The organism is Streptomyces abyssalis (genome assembly GCF_001751365.1).
Lineage (GTDB): Bacteria > Actinomycetota > Actinomycetes > Streptomycetales > Streptomycetaceae > Streptomyces > Streptomyces abyssalis.
This window is the reverse complement of sequence record NZ_LJGT01000041.1, coordinates 1107122-1122762: the sequence shown is the minus strand read 5'-3', so window position 1 is coordinate 1122762 and position 15641 is coordinate 1107122. Positions and strand designations below refer to the sequence as shown.

The 15641-nt window shown below is 71.7% G+C and carries 14 protein-coding genes; 4 read left to right on the top strand and 10 right to left on the bottom strand.

All coding sequences use genetic code 11. The features are described from left to right. Positions 1-76: 76 nt before the first annotated feature. On the bottom strand, positions 77-1066 hold the full coding sequence (locus AN215_RS25700; RefSeq protein ID WP_070010781.1) for a 2-hydroxyacid dehydrogenase: 990 nt from the start codon (positions 1064-1066) through the stop codon (positions 77-79). A gap of 104 nt (positions 1067-1170) precedes the next feature. Between AN215_RS25700 and AN215_RS25695 the strand changes: the two genes are divergently transcribed. The 4 genes from AN215_RS25695 to AN215_RS25680 all read left to right on the top strand — a co-directional run bounded on the left by AN215_RS25695 (position 1171) and on the right by AN215_RS25680 (position 4036). Next, positions 1171-2181, top strand: a complete 1011-nt coding sequence (locus AN215_RS25695; RefSeq protein ID WP_070010782.1) for an aldo/keto reductase — start codon at positions 1171-1173, stop codon at positions 2179-2181. A 111-nt stretch (positions 2182-2292) separates the two neighbouring features. Beyond that, positions 2293-3492, top strand: coding sequence for a PQQ-dependent sugar dehydrogenase (locus AN215_RS25690; RefSeq protein WP_420856153.1), 1200 nt, complete (start codon positions 2293-2295; stop codon positions 3490-3492). Positions 3493-3578: 86 nt separating this feature from the next. After that, complete coding sequence (locus tag AN215_RS25685) at positions 3579-3785, top strand: DUF6191 domain-containing protein (protein WP_070010783.1); 207 nt, start codon at positions 3579-3581, stop codon at positions 3783-3785. Further along, on the top strand, positions 3776-4036 hold the full coding sequence (locus AN215_RS25680; RefSeq protein WP_070010784.1) for a hypothetical protein: 261 nt from the start codon (positions 3776-3778) through the stop codon (positions 4034-4036). Before AN215_RS25685 ends, AN215_RS25680 begins: the two co-directional genes overlap by 10 nt. Positions 4037-4201: 165 nt before the next feature. Here AN215_RS25680 and AN215_RS25675 read toward each other — a convergent pair whose 3' ends face one another. The 9 genes from AN215_RS25675 to AN215_RS25640 form a co-directional block, all read right to left on the bottom strand. Further along, positions 4202-7360, bottom strand: coding sequence for a helix-turn-helix transcriptional regulator (locus tag AN215_RS25675; RefSeq protein ID WP_245694717.1), 3159 nt, complete (start codon positions 7358-7360; stop codon positions 4202-4204). Between the two features lie 68 nt (positions 7361-7428). After that, on the bottom strand, positions 7429-7593 hold the full coding sequence (locus tag AN215_RS29965; protein ID WP_171904278.1) for a hypothetical protein: 165 nt from the start codon (positions 7591-7593) through the stop codon (positions 7429-7431). A 298-nt stretch (positions 7594-7891) separates the two neighbouring features. Next, positions 7892-8524 carry a hypothetical protein gene (locus AN215_RS25670; protein WP_070010786.1) on the bottom strand — a complete coding sequence of 211 codons (633 nt, stop codon included), beginning with the start codon at positions 8522-8524 and terminating at the stop codon, positions 7892-7894. Beyond that, a complete protein-coding gene (locus AN215_RS25665) occupies positions 8505-10907 on the bottom strand; it encodes an MMPL family transporter (protein WP_070010787.1) in 2403 nt (800 codons plus the stop codon). Before AN215_RS25665 ends, AN215_RS25670 begins: the two co-directional genes overlap by 20 nt. Positions 10908-11396: 489 nt before the next feature. Then, a complete protein-coding gene (gene gatB / locus AN215_RS25660; RefSeq protein ID WP_070010788.1) occupies positions 11397-12905 on the bottom strand; it encodes an Asp-tRNA(Asn)/Glu-tRNA(Gln) amidotransferase subunit GatB in 1509 nt (502 codons plus the stop codon). A 15-nt stretch (positions 12906-12920) separates the two neighbouring features. Then, the gene (locus AN215_RS25655; RefSeq protein ID WP_070010789.1) at positions 12921-13166 is read right to left on the bottom strand and encodes a hypothetical protein; all 246 of its coding nucleotides are present in this window, start codon (positions 13164-13166) and stop codon (positions 12921-12923) included. Continuing rightward, positions 13163-14656, bottom strand: a complete 1494-nt coding sequence (gatA, locus tag AN215_RS25650; RefSeq protein ID WP_070010790.1) for an Asp-tRNA(Asn)/Glu-tRNA(Gln) amidotransferase subunit GatA — start codon at positions 14654-14656, stop codon at positions 13163-13165. Before gatA ends, AN215_RS25655 begins: the two co-directional genes overlap by 4 nt. 3 nt (positions 14657-14659) lie before the next feature. Beyond that, positions 14660-14956 (bottom strand): Asp-tRNA(Asn)/Glu-tRNA(Gln) amidotransferase subunit GatC, encoded by a 297-nt coding sequence (gatC, locus tag AN215_RS25645; RefSeq protein ID WP_070010791.1) that lies wholly within the window; start codon positions 14954-14956, stop codon positions 14660-14662. A 276-nt stretch (positions 14957-15232) separates the two neighbouring features. Next, positions 15233-15598, bottom strand: a complete 366-nt coding sequence (locus tag AN215_RS25640) for a PH domain-containing protein (RefSeq protein ID WP_070010792.1) — start codon at positions 15596-15598, stop codon at positions 15233-15235. Between the last annotated feature and the right edge of the window lie 43 nt (positions 15599-15641).

The following is a 15641-nucleotide window of genomic DNA, read 5'->3' as shown; positions in this document are numbered from 1 at the left end:
CCCCTCGCGAGACGTCTAGGGGACCCTCGCGGACGGTCTCCGCGTCGCCTTGCGGGCCGGCTCCCCGGCACCCGGGTCACTCGGCGACGGCCACCGTGTGCTCCAGGGGTTCACCACGGGCCCAGCGGCCGAGCTGGGCGCGCAGCAGCCGCTTCGCGCGCGGCAGGAACGCGGTCGTCGGACCGCCGACGTGCGGGGTGATGAGCACCCCCGGAGCCTGCCAGAGGGGGTGTCCCGCCGGCAGCGGCTCGGGCTCGGTCACGTCGAGTGCGGCACGCAGCCGGCCCGAATCCAGCTCCGCCAGCAGGGACTTGGTGTCGACCACTCCCCCGCGCGCGACGTTGACGAGCAGTGCGCCGTCCTTCATGCGGGAGAGGAAGCCGGCTCCGGCAAGTCCCCTCGTCTCCTCGGTCAGCGGCGTGCACAGGATCACCACGTCGGCGTGCGGCAGCAGCCCGGGCAGGGCGTCCATCGCCTGGACCGGCCCGCGCGGCGCCTCACGCGGAGTACGCGCCACCCGCACGACCTCCTCGACCTCGAAGGGGAGGAGCCGTTCCTCCACGGCCGAACCGATCGCGCCGTAACCGACGATGAGGACGGACTTGTCGGCGAGCGCGTCGTACACACCGGGGCTCCACTCCTCGGCGTCCTGGGCCCGTACGAACGCCGGCAGCCGGCGCAGGGCCGCAAGCGTGAGGGCCAGGGCGAGTTCGGCCGTGGAGGCGTCGTGCACACCGCGGGCGTTGCACAGCAGCGTCCCCGGCGGAAGGTCACGCACGGCGCCCGCCACGTGGTCTATCCCCGCCGTCAGCGTCTGCACCACGCGCAGCCGCCGCATCTGCGGCAGCGGGCGCACGGACACGGCCTGGCCCTTCATGTACGGGACGACGTAGAAGCAGCAGTCGTCCGGGTCGGCGGGGAACTCCTCGTCGCCGTCCCAGAAGTGGTAGGTGAAGCCCTCCGGGAGTCCTTCGATCTGGGCGGGCGGAATCGGCAGCCAGACGTCTGTGGCGGCTCGCGCCGCCGAGGGTGCCCCGGAGTCCTGCGGTGCCGGTGATGGTGCCATGGTCAGAGGGTAGGCGCTGTCCGGAAGAGTGAGGGAAGGAGCCTCGTCGGACACCGCCCCGGGCAGGCGTTAGTTTGGGGGCCGGCAGAGGGGAGTCGGTCCAGGTGGAGCGCAGGACGATCGGCGCGGCAGCGCTCGGAGTGGGTGCGATCGGCCTCGGCTGCATGCCGATGAGCTGGGCGTATTCGGCGTCCGAGCAGAGCGGCGAGGAGTCGCTCCGTACGGTCCATGCCGCACTCGACCGCGGCATGACGCTGCTGGACACGGCGGACATGTACGGCCCGTTCACCAACGAGCTGCTGATCGGGCGGGTCCTCAAGGAGCGGCGCGAGGACGCCTTCGTCTCCACCAAGTGCGGGCTGCTCGTGGGCGAGCAGCACATCGTCGCCAACGGCCGCCCCGGCTACGTGAAACGGGCGTGCGACGCGTCGCTGCGCCGCCTGCAGACGGACTTCATCGACCTTTACCAGCTGCACCGTGCCGACCCCGAGGTGCCCGTCGAGGAGACCTGGGGCGCGATGGCCGAGCTGGTCAGCGAGGGCAAGGTACGGGCGCTCGGATTCAGCGCCGTGGGCGCACGGGCGGACCACAGGAACCGGCCGGTGACGACGGGTTCGGGCATACACGCCGCGACGATCCGGCAGCTGGAGCGCGTGCAGGGCGTCTTCCCCGTCAGCGGCGTACAGGCCGAGCTGGCCGTCTGGTCGCGGGAGGCGCTGGATTCGCTGCTGCCGTGGTGCGTCTCGCACGGTGTGGGCTTCATGGCCGCGATGCCGCTGGGCAACGGCTACTTGACCGGCACCCTCACCCCGGGAGGCGGCTTCGAGACGGACGACGTGCGTGCCCGTCACCCGCGCTTCACCGCCGAGATGATGGCCGCCAACCAGCCCGTCGTGGCGGGCCTGCGCCGGGTCGCGGAGCGGCACGGAGAGGTGACGCCCGCTCAGGTGGCGCTTGCCTGGCTGCTGGCGCAGGGTCGGGAAGTCGTTCCGCTGCCCGGTACGAAGAAGGAGCGCCGGGTGGCCGAGAACGCCGCCGCCGCGGACCTGGCACTCACACCCGCCGACATGGCCGAACTGGACGCGCTGCCCGCCGCGCAGGGCTCCTGGGAGTGACTCCGGCGGCAGACCCGCGACGACAGCCGCGTACGCGCATCCGTGCGCGAACTTCCGCTGTGCCCGACGGCGCCGTTACTGATGTGGTGTGCTGAGCTCACCGCTCACACTGTGACCGGAGCACACCGACACCGGGAGGCGCTGACCGTGCGAAGCCGCTATCTGCCGTCCGTCCGAGCCACCGCCGCGGGGCTCGCCGCCCTGGCGCTGCTGACGGCGGGCTGCTCCGACGACTCCGGCGGCCCCTCGGAGGAGAAGTCCACGCCTGCCTCCCCCACTGCGGAGACCGGCCCGAACGCGACGGCGTCGGCCGCTCCCGCGAAGGGCTCGGTGAAGGTGGAACGCACCGTCACGACGCGGCTGAAGTCGCCCTGGGGGCTGGCGCCGCTGCCCGGCGACGGGCTGCTCGTCTCCCAGCGCGACGACGGGAGGATCGTCCGCGTCGACGAGCGCAACGGCAAGAAGACCGTGGTCGGCACGGTGCCCGGCGTGCAGGCGAGCGGCGAGGGCGGGCTGCTCGGCATCGCCGTCCCGCCCGACAACGCCAAGATGGTCTACGCGTATCTGACGACGGCGTCCGACAACCGCATCGTCCGCATGAACTACGACCCGGAGAAGTCCCCCGGCAACCAGCTCGGAGCACCCGACACCGTGCTCAAGGGCATCCCCAAGGGCGAGATCCACAACGGGGGCCGGATCGCCTTCGGGCCCGACAAGATGCTCTACGCGGGTACGGGCGAATCCGGCCAGGGCGGCCTCGCCCAGGACAAGAAGTCGCTCGGCGGCAAGATCCTCCGGATGACGCCCGAGGGCGAACCTCCCGGCCAGGGCAATCCCGAGTCCGACTCGCTCTACTACACCTACGGCCACCGCAATGTGCAGGGCATCGCCTGGGACGCGGAGAAGCGGCTCTGGGCGAGCGAGTTCGGGCAGAACACCTGGGACGAGCTGAACGTCATCCGAAGCGGCAAGAACTACGGCTGGCCCGAGGCCGAGGGACGGGCGGGCGAGTCCGGCTTCGTCGACCCGGTCGAACAGTGGCGTACGGCCGAGGCGTCCCCGAGCGGCATCGCGATCGTGAAGGGCTCGGTGTGGATGGCCGGCCTGCGCGGCGAACGGCTGTGGCGCATCCCGCTGAAGGGCACGGCCGCGGCCGCGGAGCCGCAGTCGTTCCTGGACGGCAAGTACGGGCGGCTGCGCACCGTCGTCGCCGACGGCAGCGGCGGGCTGTGGCTCCTGACGAGCGAGACGGACGGACGCGGCAGCCCGCAACGCGGCGATGACCGTATCCTGAAGTTGAAGGTGAGCTAGTGCCGCACCGCGTGAGTCCCGTCGCTGCGGGGCTCGCGCGGTGCAGCACCGGACCGCTGCGAATCGGGCGGTCGAGCGGAGGGCCGATGTTCAACCTGATGGAGGAGCTCTTCTCCCCGGGCCGGCGGCACACCGAGGACGAGCGCCGGCGGCTGGAGCACACGCGGGTGGAAGCGGGCAGCAACGATCCGGGGCACGGCCCGATCGATCTCACCTCAGGACGTGTGCTGATCCGGCCCCCCGAGCAGCGGGACACGGACGAGGACCACGGCGGGAGCCGGCCATGGGAATAGCGGACGACCTCTTCTTCCCGAGCCAGCAGCACATGCAGCACGAGAAGCAGCGGCTGGATCACACCTACGTCATGGAAGGCGCGGCCGACGGCAGCAACCAGCGCGGCTGCGGTCCCGTCGACCTCGGCTCCGGCAGGATCGTCATCGCTCTCCAGGAGCAGCACGCGATCCTTCCCGCGCGGCCGAAGCTCGACGAGGAGTCCGAGGGAGACGACGCCGGCGGTGACGGCGGCCCGCCGGATCTCCCCTGAGGCCTCCGGGTTCTTCTGCGAGACCGCCGGGGTGCCTCTTCCGCGAGACCGCCGGGTTTCCTCGAGACCGCCGGGATCTCGCCCGGAATCTCCGTCAGGACCCCGAGGCCCCTGCTCGCTCCCGGGCCGCCGCTGCCCGCCGACCGGCCCCTGCCCCGGCCGCGGTCAGCCCGCTGCGGGACGCGTCTCCGCGTCCGGGAGCAGCCGCAGGCGGTGTGCCATGGCCGCCGCCTCGCCGCGCCCGCCGACGCCCAGCTTCGCCAGGATGTTGGACACGTGGACGCTCGCCGTCTTGGGCGAGATGAAAAGCTGCTCCGCTATCTGCCTGTTGCTGCGGCCCGCCGCCACGAGGTGGAGCACGTCCCGCTCACGCTGCGTCAGTCCGAAGGTGTCAGCCGGCTCTCCCGCCCGGCCGGAGGCTTCCCGTCCGTTCTCGGACGCCGCAGGGGCCGCCGGCAGCCGCGCCCGCAGCGAGAGCTGTTCGATCTCGGTGCGCAGGGGCTGCGCACCCAGCCGTGCCGCGACCCCGTGGGCCGCCGCCAGCAGTTCGTTCGCGTGCTCGCGCGCCTCACGGCCGGCCGTCCCGTCCTCCAGCAGGGCCTCCGCGCGGCGCTGACGTGCCAGAGCCAGGTGGTACGGGCGCTCCAGCGTCTCGAAGGCCTCCACCACCCCCTGCCACTCCGCCGGCGACGAACGCCCTTCCGCCCGGCTGATCTCCGCAGTGGCGAGCGCCGAGTGAGCCTCCCAGACCCGCGCCGGGTGCGGCAGCCGGCGCACGGCCGTACGCAGCTCCTCCAGCACTTCGGCCCGCCCGTCCTCGGCGGCGGGCAGGCCGCGCAGACCGGCCTCGTGCACCGCGGCCGCGTGCAGCAGCGGCCAGGCGTAGCGGTGCGTGCCGGGCGGGAAGCCGACGGCGAGCGCGGCCCTCAACTCCGCCCGTGCACCGGCGAAATCGCCGCGCCCGGCGGCCACCTCCAGCGCGAAATGCCGGAGCTGGACCGCGGCGTGTGCAGCGGCAGCATAGCTGCCCATCACCTCACGCGCGGCCTGCGCCGCCGACTCCAGGGCCGCCAAGTCGCCCCGGCCGAGCTGGATATGGGCCTTCATCAGGGCGGCGAAGCCCCTGGTCTCCGCGGAGCGTGCGGCGGCCGACGCCTCCTCGGTGATCCTGGCGGCCTCCGCCCACTCCCCCATCGCGTACAGCGACTCCGCCTGGTTGCCCAGCGCGAAGCCGCACAGGTCGGGGCGCCCGTGCGTCTCCGCCGTCTCCACGGCACGGACCGCGGCGGCGACGGCTTCGCTGGAGCGCCCCATGGACTCCAGCTCGGTGGCGAGGTTGATGTCCGCCCGGCCGACGACTCCGAACGCGCCCGTCTCCAGGGCCTGTTCGCGTGCCGTGGTCATTTCGCCGATGCCCGCGTCCAGGCTGCCCGACTGGGCCATGAGGATGCCGAGGGTGACGCGCGCGTGGAGCTCGATCGTGGTCGCGCCGACGACGCGGGCCAGCTCGACGGCCCGTACGGCGGTGCTCATGGCGTCGTGGCCGGGGCGGTGCATCACGCCCCAGGCGGCGGCGCAGGCCAGCACGTCCGCGTGGACGGCCGACGGCGGCAGACCGCGCACCAGCTCCTGCGCGCGGGCGATCTCGTCCCAGCCGTCGCCGCGGCCCAGGGCCTCCACGGTCTTGGAGCGGCTGACCCAGAACCAGGCGGCACGCAGCGGGTCCGTGCGCTCGTCCAGCAGGTCGAGGGCGCGTCTGGTCAGGGCGAGGGCACGCTCGACGTCTCCGCCGGTGCGCGCGGCGACGACGGCCTCGGCCAGCAGGTCCATGAACGACAGCGACTGCGCGGCCAGTTCACGGGAGCCGGGTGCCTCGGGGCCGGATGCCTCCGAGCGGCCGCCGGGACGGGGGTAGACCTCCGCCTCGTCCATGGGACGCAGCCGCTCGCGTACCTCCCCGGGCGCCTCGTGCCACAGCTCGATCGCCCGTTCCAGCAGCTGGTGCTGCTCGGCGTAGGCGTGTCTGCGGCGGGCCTCCACGGCCGCGGCCAGCACGGCGGGCAGGGCCTTCGCGGCGTCCCGGCCGTGGTACCAGTAGTACGCCAGGCGGATCGTGCACTGCTCCGACCGTACGAGCGCGGGGTCGGCCTCCAGCGCCTTCGCGTAGCGCCTGTTGAGGGCGGCGGCCTCGCCCGGCAGCAGGTCCTCGCCGACGGCCTCGCGCAGCAGCGCGTGCCGGAAGCGGTAGCCGTCGCCGTCGTCGGTCGGCAGCAGCACCTGGGCGCCGACGGCCACGCGCAGTGCCTCCAGCAGCTCGGGCCCCGGCAGTTCGCAGACGGCGGCCAGCAGGGCGTGCTCGACGGCGGAGCCGCCCTGGGCGGCGGTGCGCAGCACCTGCTGCACGGGCTCGGGCAGGGCTTCGACCCGCACGAGCAGCAGGTCACGCAGGGAGTCGCTGATGCCGCAGGTGGCGCAGTTCGCGGTCAGCTCCTCGACGAAGAACGGGTTGCCGTCGGAGCGTTCGAAGACGACGCGGGCCAGCTCGGGATCGGGCGCGGCCACGCCCTGGATTCCGGCCATCTGCGCGTGCACCTCCACGCGGGACAGCCGGGGGAGCTCGATGCGGCGGACGCTGCGCAGCCTGTCCAGCTCGGCGAGGAAGGGACGCAGCGGATGGCGGCGGTGGATGTCGTCCGAGCGGTACGTCGCCAGCAGGATCAGCCGTGACGTCTGCACCGAGCGGTAGAGATAGCCGAGGAGTTCGCGGGTGGAGCGGTCCGCCCAGTGCAGGTCCTCCAGCGCGATCACGACCGTACGGCCGGCGGCCAGGCGCTCCAGCAGCTGGGCCGTCAGCTCGAACAGCCGGGCGCGGCCGTCCGACGCGCCTTCGGGGGCATACGAACCCTCACGCGCGGCTGACGGGCTGCCGGGTGCCGGCGCGGAGGCCAGGTCCGGGAGCAGACGCGACAGCTCGGCCTCCCGGCCGGCAGCGGCTGCGGCAAGCTCGGCCTCGCCGAGGGCACGGTGGAGACCGCGCAGAGCTGTGGCGAAGGGCGCGAACGGCAGGCCGTCCGCGCCCAGTTCGAGACAGCCGCCGAACGCGGTGACGGCTCCGGAGGCGCGCGCGGCGCTCAGGAACTCCTCCAGCAGACGGCTCTTGCCGACGCCTGCCTCGCCGCCGATCAGCAATGCCTGCGGCTCGCCCGCGCCGGCTCGGGCGAGCGCATCCGTGAGCGTGGTCAGCTCGCTCTCACGGCCGACGAACACGGGGCTGATGGTGGACTGGCTGGGCACGTCGCCCAGCATGGCACCTGCCACCGACATCGCGGCAGGCGATTTCTCCTCCGGCGCCGCACCGGACCTGATGCCGGGTGGCGGCGCCGGTGCCGGTTTCACGCGGCCCTGAGCCAGAACCGCCGGGCACGCCGCGACCGGCGGGCCGACCCCTCCCCGTCCCGGACGGCGTTCTCGGTGATCTCGCGGGCGCGGCGTTCGGCCGCCGCCTTCTGCCGCATCTCGGCGATGCGCAGGAACCCTGCCTCGTGGCCGTAGTACATCTCGGACTCCCCTGTCTGTGCGGACTGCTTTTCGCTGTCTCCACAGTCGCCGCCCAAGGAGGGTCGCCACATCGGGCATCTGCCCGGTCTTACGGGCGCCCGGGGCCTTAGGCGCGGGGTACTCACGTCTTAGGCCGGGAGCGGGATGTACCGGGGTGCACCGGGGCCTGTCCGCCTACGGCCTTCCGTCGGGCGCCCAGGCACGGCTGAGCCGCCCGGTCGGGGCATCGGTCCCGTACGCGGGCGGCTCCTGCCGTGAGGGCGCGAGGCCGGCGGTTCCGTCAGAAGTGAGCGATGGTCACTGCGCGGGCGGCGCGGTGGGAGTGCTCGGCACCTCGGGGGCCGCGGCGAACAGGTCGAAGTACATGCCGCCGGCCACGAGCAGGCCGATCGCGCCGAGAACGACTCCGCCCAGCGCGACTGCCTTCACCCAGGAGCGGGTGTCGGCACGCTTGGCCACGACCGCGAGCAGCACACCGCCCACGATGACGGCGAGCAGGGCGAAGATCCCGTTGACCAGAGCGGTGGCGTGCCAGGGCGCACCGTAGAGCGCGTTGATCTGGTCGGCGCCACCGCCGCCGCCCTGCGGGCCCTGGGCACTGCTCTCGATCTGCCCGATGAGCTGTTTGCGGTCGCGCAGCATCTCGCTGAGAGAGGTGCCGGTGAGGGCGCTGAGGCCCAGCCCGGCGCTGACGACGGCGGCGGCGCCGGCGCCCAGTCCACCGCTGCGCACGGTGGTCGCGGGGGCCGTCTCGTCCTCCGCGTAGTCGTCGTCGAGGCCGTCGTCCGAGAGGGTCTCGGTACGGGGGTCGTCCGCCGCCGTACCGGCAGCGGTGCCCTCGGCCTTGTCGGTGGTGTCCTTGTCGGGGCCGGTCTCCGGCTTGGCGCCGGCCTCTTCGGTCTTGTCGGTCTTAGTCGTCTCGGTAGCCATGGGGCGTCACCGTAGGGGCCGTTTCTGAGAGTCCGATGAGAGTCCGGAACCGTTGAGCGGGAACCGTCGCGCCGACGCCCGCGCCCACCGGTTCCGGCACCTTCTCGGGCACGGTTTCGGGGACGGCCTCGGGCTCGATGCTGACGCGCGGGAGCCACCGGTCCATCCACTTCGGCAGCCACCAGTTGGCGCTGCCCAGCATGTGCATCAGGGCCGGTACGAGGAGCGTGCGCAGCACGAACGCGTCCAGCGCGACTGCCGCCGCGAGGCCGATGCCGAACATCGCGATGATCCTGTCGCCGCTGAGCACGAACGCCCCGAAGACCGCGATCATGATCACAGCGGCGGAGTTGATCACACGTCCGGTCTCCGCCAGTCCCACGCGTACGGATCTGCAGTTGTCGCCAGTCAGACGCCACTCCTCGTACATGCGGCTGACCAGGAAGACCTGGTAGTCCATCGACAGGCCGAAGAGCACGGAGACCATGATCACCGGCAGGAACGGTTCTATCGGGCCGGAGCCGCCCAGCCCCATCAGGCCGCTGCCCCATCCCCACTGGAAGACGGCGACGACGACTCCGCAGGCGGCGGCCACCGCCATCACGTTCATCAGCGCCGCCTTGAGCGGTATCCCGATGCTCCGGAAGGCGACGAGGAGCAGCGCACAGCCGAGCGAGACCACGACGCCGACGAAGAGCGGCAGCTTGCCGAGGATCACGGAGGCGAAGTCGTCGTGCGCGGCCGTCACTCCGCCCACCTGCATGTCGAGCGAGCTGGAGCCGGTGGCCTCGGGCAGTACGTCCTTGCGCAGATCGTCCACGAGCTGCGAAGTGCTCTCGGCCTGCGGTCCGCTCTCCGGTACGACCGTGATGACGCCCGTGCTGCCGCTGCCGTTCAGCTCACCGCCGGAGACGTGTGCGACGCCCTGGACGTCGCGCAGCTCGCCGGGCAGCTTCTCGAACTCGAGCTTGGCCTTTGCGTCGTCGATCTCGCCGACGAGCGTGAGCGGCCCGTTGGTTCCCGGTCCGAACCCGTCGGAGAGCAGGTCGTACGCCTGCCGGGTCGTGGTCGTACCCGGGTTGCTGCCCTGGTCGGACGTGCCCAGCTGGAGCCCGGCCACGGGCACCGCCAGCACGACCATCACCACGGCGGCGACACCGCCGAGCAGCCGCGGGTGACGCGCCACGAAGGACGACCAGCGCGCGGCCACAGAGGCACGCCGACGGCGGACTCCGGTGCCGCCCGGGCTGCCGGCTCCATCGGCGGCGTCCTCCTCGGAGTGCAGGTCGGCGGGTTCGTCCGGTCCGTGCTCGGCGAGCCTGCGCCGCTCCCGCCTGCTGAGAGCCCGCTTGCCGATGACGCCCAGCAGCGCCGGCACAAGCGTCACCGAGGAGAGCACGGCGAGCACGACGGTGAGCGAGGCGGCGATCGCGACCCCGTTCAGGAAGCTCAGCTGCAGTACGAGCATGCCCAGGAGGGCGATGCACACCGTCACACCCGCGAACACGACGGCCCGTCCCGCGGACGCGACGGCCCGCTCCGCCGCCTCTTCGACGGGCATGCCCTCCTTCAGGCCCCGCCGGTGTCTGGTGATGATGAAGAGGGCGTAGTCGATGCCGACGCCGAGCCCGATGAGCGTGCCGAGCATCGGCGCGAAGTCGGCCACCGTCATCACATGGCTGAGCAGCCCGATGCCGAGGATGGCCGTACCGACGCTGACCAGCGCCGTCACAAGGGGCAGCAGCATCGCCGCCAGCGAGCCGAACGCGATCAGCAGCACGACGGCCGCCACGGCGATGCCGACGGCCTCGCTCAGATGGCCTTCCTGCTTCTCGGTCAGCGCGATGCCGGGGCCGCCGAGCTCGACGTCCATGCCCGGCACGTCCTCGCCGGCGCCCTGCGCGGTCTCGACGACGCGTTCCACGTCCTTCTTGTCGAGCTTCTCCACGGCGGCGTCGAAGGTCACCGTGGCGTAGGCGGTGCGGCCGTCGCGGCTGATGCGGTCCTGCTGCTCGCCGCGGTCGCCGGCGACACCGGGGCTGCCGTAGGGGCTCTGGACGGAGGCGACCCCGGGCAGATCGGCGATGTCCTTCAGGGTCCGGTCCATGGTCTTCTCGACCTGCGTGTCCCGGACCTTGTCCGTGGACGCGTCGGTGCCCTTGCCCGTGTGCCAGACGATCGTGTCGCTGTCGCCGTCACGGCCCGGGAAGCTCTCGCTGATCATCGTGTTGGCGCGCCCGGACTCGGTGCCCGGCACGTCGTACTGGTTCGAGAACGACGAACCGGAGAAGAGGGCGGAGGTGCCGACGCCCACCAGGACGGCGCACCAGAGAAGGACCACGGCCAGACGGCGGCGCAGGCACCAGCGAGCGATAGCCGTCATATGTGCTTCGACCTTCCCGGTGAGAGGGGTGTGGGCGTCTCACCGGGTCGGGCGTTCGTCACGGTGCCGAGCGGGCGAGCGGAGTGTGAGGGTCCCCAGGCCGTTCAGGCCGAGGATGGGGGTCCCTCCAGGCCGTTCAGGCCGAGGATGGGGGTCCCCCCAGGCCGTTAGGCCGAGGGGAAACATCGTGATGATGTCGTGATGTTCCGTCCTGGCAGAGTGACATCGGATGAAGATCCTTTGCCACCTTTGTGTTCATGGCCACAAACAGGGCTCCACCCTGGCGTTTCGGCAGGTCGTCCCGTACGGGGTCAGGTAGCCCGTGCCGTGTGCGGCCGCGAAGGGCATGTGTACCGACCCCGCCGAGGGCGGACCGTCGCACCACTGCGCGGGGCGCCGCCGGCGTGACGCGACGGAGCGGGGGCGGCCCGTGTGAGGCCGCCCCCGCTCCGTCATCGGGAAATCCGGCGCGCCGTGGCGCGCCTGCGCTCAGCCCTCGACGCCGAGCTTCTCCAGGATCAGCTCGCGTACGCGCGCCGCGTCCGCCTGTCCGCGCGTGGCCTTCATGACCGCACCGACCAGGGCGCCGGCGGCCTGCACCTTGCCGCCGCGGATCTTCTCCGCGATGTCCGGGTTGCCGGCGATGGCCTCGTCCACGGCCGTGCCGAGGGCGCCCTCGTCCGAGACGACCTTCAGGCCGCGCTTCTCGACGACCTCGTCCGGCGTGCCCTCCCCGTCCAGCACACCCTCGATGGTCTGCCGCGCGAGCTTGTCGTTGAGCGAGCCCTCGCCGACGAGCGCGCAGACCCGGGCGACGTCCTCCGGGCCGATCGGCAGGTCGGCGAGTTCGGTGCCCGACTCGTTGGCACGACGCGCCAGTTCGCCCATCCACCACTTGCGGGCCTGGTCGGCGGGCGCACCCGCGTCGACCGTCGCGACGATGAGGCCGACGGCCCCCGCGTTGAGGACGGACTGCATCTCGTGCTGCGAGATGCCCCACTCCTCCCGCAGCCGGTTACGGCGCAGGCGCGGCAGTTCGGGCAGACCCGCACGCAGTTCCTCGACCCACTCGCGGGAGGGAGCCACCGGCACCAGGTCCGGCTCGGGGAAGTAGCGGTAGTCCTCCGCCTCTTCCTTGACCCGTCCGGAGGTCGTGCTGCCGTTCTCCTCGTGGAAGTGCCGGGTCTCCTGGACGATCTTCTCGCCCGCGTCCAGCACGGCCGCGTGCCGCTGGATCTCGAACCGGGCCGCACGCTCCACGCTGCGCAGTGAGTTGACGTTCTTCGTCTCGCTGCGCGTGCCGAAGGTCTTCTCACCCTTGGGACGCAGCGACAGGTTGACGTCGCAGCGCATCTGGCCCATCTCCATGCGGGCTTCAGAGACGCCCAGCGCCTTGATGAGCTCCCGCAGTTCGGCGACGTACGCCTTCGCGACCTCGGGCGCGCGCTCCCCGGCGCCCTCGATCGGCTTGGTGACGATCTCGATGAGCGGGATACCGGCGCGGTTGTAGTCGAGCAGCGAGTGTGAGGCGCCGTGGATTCGGCCGGTGGCGCCGCCGATGTGCGTCGACTTGCCGGTGTCCTCCTCCATGTGCGCGCGCTCGATCTCGACGCGGAAGACCTCGCCGTCCTCCAGCTGTACGTCGAGGTGGCCGTTGAAGGCGATCGGCTCGTCGTACTGGGAGGTCTGGAAGTTCTTCGGCATGTCCGGGTAGAAGTAGTTCTTCCGCGCGAAGCGGCACCACTCCGCGATCTCGCAGTTGAGCGCGAGACCGATACGGACGGCGGACTCGACGCCTGTCGCGTTGACGACGGGCAGGGCGCCGGGCAGCCCCAGACAGGTGGGGCAGGTCTGGCTGTTGGCATCGGCGCCGAGCGTCGTCGAACAGCCGCAGAACATCTTCGTCGCGGTGCCGAGCTCGACGTGCACCTCCAGACCCATGACGGGGTCGTAGACGGCCAACGCGTCCTCGTACGGCACCAGTTCAGTGACGGTCACGGAAAAATCCGCCTCTCAGTCGTCCGCGAGGACATCGTGGAGCTCGCCGCGCCGCAGCTCCCGCACGAGCAGTGCGACGCCCGTGACGATGCCCGCCGCCGAGACGGCGACGTCGATCAGCTGGAGCGTGTCACCCTCGCGGCGGGCCTCCCTGCCGCGCTTGACGGTGCCGACCACCCCGAAGAGGGAGGCCGCGATTGACACGTACATCCCGGTACGGGACTTCTTGAAACCCTTGGCCTTCTGCAGCTTTCCACTCACAGCGACGGTGCCTCCTCAAGCAGCGGGTGCCCCCAACGTGCCTGGTGAGCGGCTTCCAGGGCCGCTCCGACACGATAGAGACGGTCATCGGCCATGGCCGGGGCGATGATCTGCAGCCCCACGGGGAGGCCGTCCTCACCGGCCAGGCCGCACGGTACGGACATTGCGGCGTTCCCGGCCAGGTTGGACGGGATGGTGCACAGGTCGGCCAGATACATGGCCATCGGGTCGTCGGCGCGCTCGCCGATCGGGAAGGCCGTGGTCGGGGTCGTCGGCGAGACCAGCACGTCCACCTCGCCGAACGCACGCTCGAAGTCCCGGGTGATGAGCGTGCGGACCTTCTGGGCCGAGCCGTAGTACGCGTCGTAGTAGCCGGAGCTGAGCGCGTACGTGCCCAGCATGACGCGGCGCTTGACCTCGTCGCCGAAGCCCTCCTCACGGGTCAGGGCGGTGACTTCCTCGGCCGAGTGCGTGCCGTCGTCGCCCACGCGCAGGCCGTAGCGCATCGCGTCGAACCGGGCGAGGTTGGAGGAGCACTCGGAAGGGGCGATCAGGTAGTACGCCGCCAGCGCCTTGGTGAAGGACGGGCAGGACACCTCGGCGGCCTCGGCGCCCAGCTCACGCAGCAGCTCCACGGTCTCGTCGACGCGCTGGAGCACGCCCGCCTGGTAGCCCTCGCCGCGGAACTCCTTGACGACGCCGACCCGCAGGCCCGCCACGTCGCCGTTGCGGGCGGCCGTGACCACGTCCGGGACGGGCTGGTCGATGGAGGTGGAGTCCAGCTCGTCGTGGCCCGCGATGACGGCGTGCAGCAGCGCCGCGTCCAGGACCGTACGGGCGCAGGGCCCCGCCTGGTCGAGGGAGGAGGAGAAGGCGACCATGCCGTACCGGGAGACCCCGCCGTAGGTCGGCTTCACGCCCACCGTGCCGGTGACGGCGGCCGGCTGGCGGATGGAGCCGCCCGTGTCGGTGCCGATGGCCAGCGGCGCCTCGTACGCGCTGATCGCGGCGGAGGAGCCGCCCCCGGAACCGCCGGGGATGCGGGTCAGGTCCCACGGGTTGCCGGACGGGCCGTACGCGCTGTTCTCGGTGGAGGACCCCATGGCGAACTCGTCCATGTTGGTCTTGCCGAGGATGACGAGGCCCGCCTCCTTCAGCTTCCGCACCACGGTCGCGTCGTACGGCGGGATCCAGCCTTCGAGGATCTTCGAACCGACCGTCGTGGGCACGCCCTCGGTGGTGAAGAGGTCCTTCACGGCCACGGGCACGCCGGCCAGCGGGCCGAGCCGCTCACCGCGTGCGCGCTTCTCGTCGACCTCCCGGGCCTGGGCGAGCGCGCGCTCCCGGTCGACGTGCAGGAAGGCGTGCACCTTCTCGTCCACGGCGTCGATACGGGCGAGATGCGCCTCGGCGACCTCGACGGCGGTGACCTCGCCGTTCGCGATCCTCTCCGCGGTCTGCGCCGCGGTCAGTCTGGTCAGATCGGCCATCGTTCAGTCCTCCCCCAGGATCTGCGGCACCTTGAAACGCTGCTGTTCCTGTGCCGGGGCGCCCGAGAGCGCCTGCTCGGGGGTCAGGCCGGGACGCACGACGTCCGGGCGCATGACGTTGGTGAGCGGCAGCGGGTGGGAGGTCGGCGGTACGTCCTCGTCGGCGACGTCGGAGACGGTGGCTACAGCACCGATGATGTCGTCGAGCTGACCGGCGAAGTGATCCAGCTCTTCGTCCTTCAGCTCCAGGCGCGCCAGCCGGGCGAGGTGGGCGACCTCCTCGCGCGAGATGCCAGGCATGCAGCGGTCCTCTGGGTGAGTGTTGGATTTTCCGCCTCAATCCTATGGCTCCCCCGGGCCGGCCCGTGCCGCCGGGCGGTTCCAGCCTCTGGGCGGCAGCCTTTCAAGCCGGTCGGGATCACTCGCCCAGGTGGTGCACATGGTGTGCGCCCGGTCCCCGGGGCGCCGTCCGGGATCGTGGATGCGCTCGTTGCCTGCTCCGGACCGGACGCCGGCGGGGGCGGCACCTCGCCGTGCCGGCGTCGCCCGCGCGCCAGGACCCCGTACGGCGCGCGGTCAGCGCGCCACGAACTCCGTGAGCACGGCCTGCACCTCGTAGATGTCGACGCCCTTGGTGAAGGTCTTCTGGACAGGAGTGGGATCTCCGGAGATCCAGATCTTCAGCTCCGCGTCGAGATCGAAGGTGCCGGCCGTCTCCACCGCGAAGTGCGAGATGCTCCGGTACGGAACGGAGTGGTACTCCACCTTCTTGCCGGTCATGCCCTGCTTGTCGACGAGGATCAGCCGCCGGTCGGTGAAGAGGATGGTGTCGCGTATCAGCAGGAACGCGGCGTGCACCTGCTCGTTCCGCCCGAGCAGACGCCCGTACTCCTGCTGCGCTTTCGCCGGATCGATGGTGTGTGCGTTCCCGAACAGCGCCACGTGAGCCCCCAGTTGTCGTCTTCACTCGACGGCAGGGTATCCA

What these genes read in the sequence shown, in the direction of transcription:
- AN215_RS25700 (WP_070010781.1), bottom strand. Translation starts at nt 1,066, where the DNA reads ATGGCACCATCACCGGCACCGCAGGACTCCGGGGCACCCTCGGCGGCG.
- AN215_RS25685 (WP_070010783.1), top strand. Translation starts at nt 3,579, where the DNA reads ATGTTCAACCTGATGGAGGAGCTCTTCTCCCCGGGCCGGCGGCACACC.
- AN215_RS25680 (WP_070010784.1), top strand. Translation starts at nt 3,776, where the DNA reads ATGGGAATAGCGGACGACCTCTTCTTCCCGAGCCAGCAGCACATGCAG.
- AN215_RS25675 (WP_245694717.1), bottom strand. Translation starts at nt 7,360, where the DNA reads ATGTCGGTGGCAGGTGCCATGCTGGGCGACGTGCCCAGCCAGTCCACC.
- AN215_RS29965 (WP_171904278.1), bottom strand. Translation starts at nt 7,593, where the DNA reads ATGTACTACGGCCACGAGGCAGGGTTCCTGCGCATCGCCGAGATGCGG.
- AN215_RS25670 (WP_070010786.1), bottom strand. Translation starts at nt 8,524, where the DNA reads ATGGCTACCGAGACGACTAAGACCGACAAGACCGAAGAGGCCGGCGCC.
- AN215_RS25665 (WP_070010787.1), bottom strand. Translation starts at nt 10,907, where the DNA reads ATGACGGCTATCGCTCGCTGGTGCCTGCGCCGCCGTCTGGCCGTGGTC.
- gatA (WP_070010790.1), bottom strand. Translation starts at nt 14,656, where the DNA reads ATGGCCGATCTGACCAGACTGACCGCGGCGCAGACCGCGGAGAGGATC.
- gatC (WP_070010791.1), bottom strand. Translation starts at nt 14,956, where the DNA reads ATGCCTGGCATCTCGCGCGAGGAGGTCGCCCACCTCGCCCGGCTGGCG.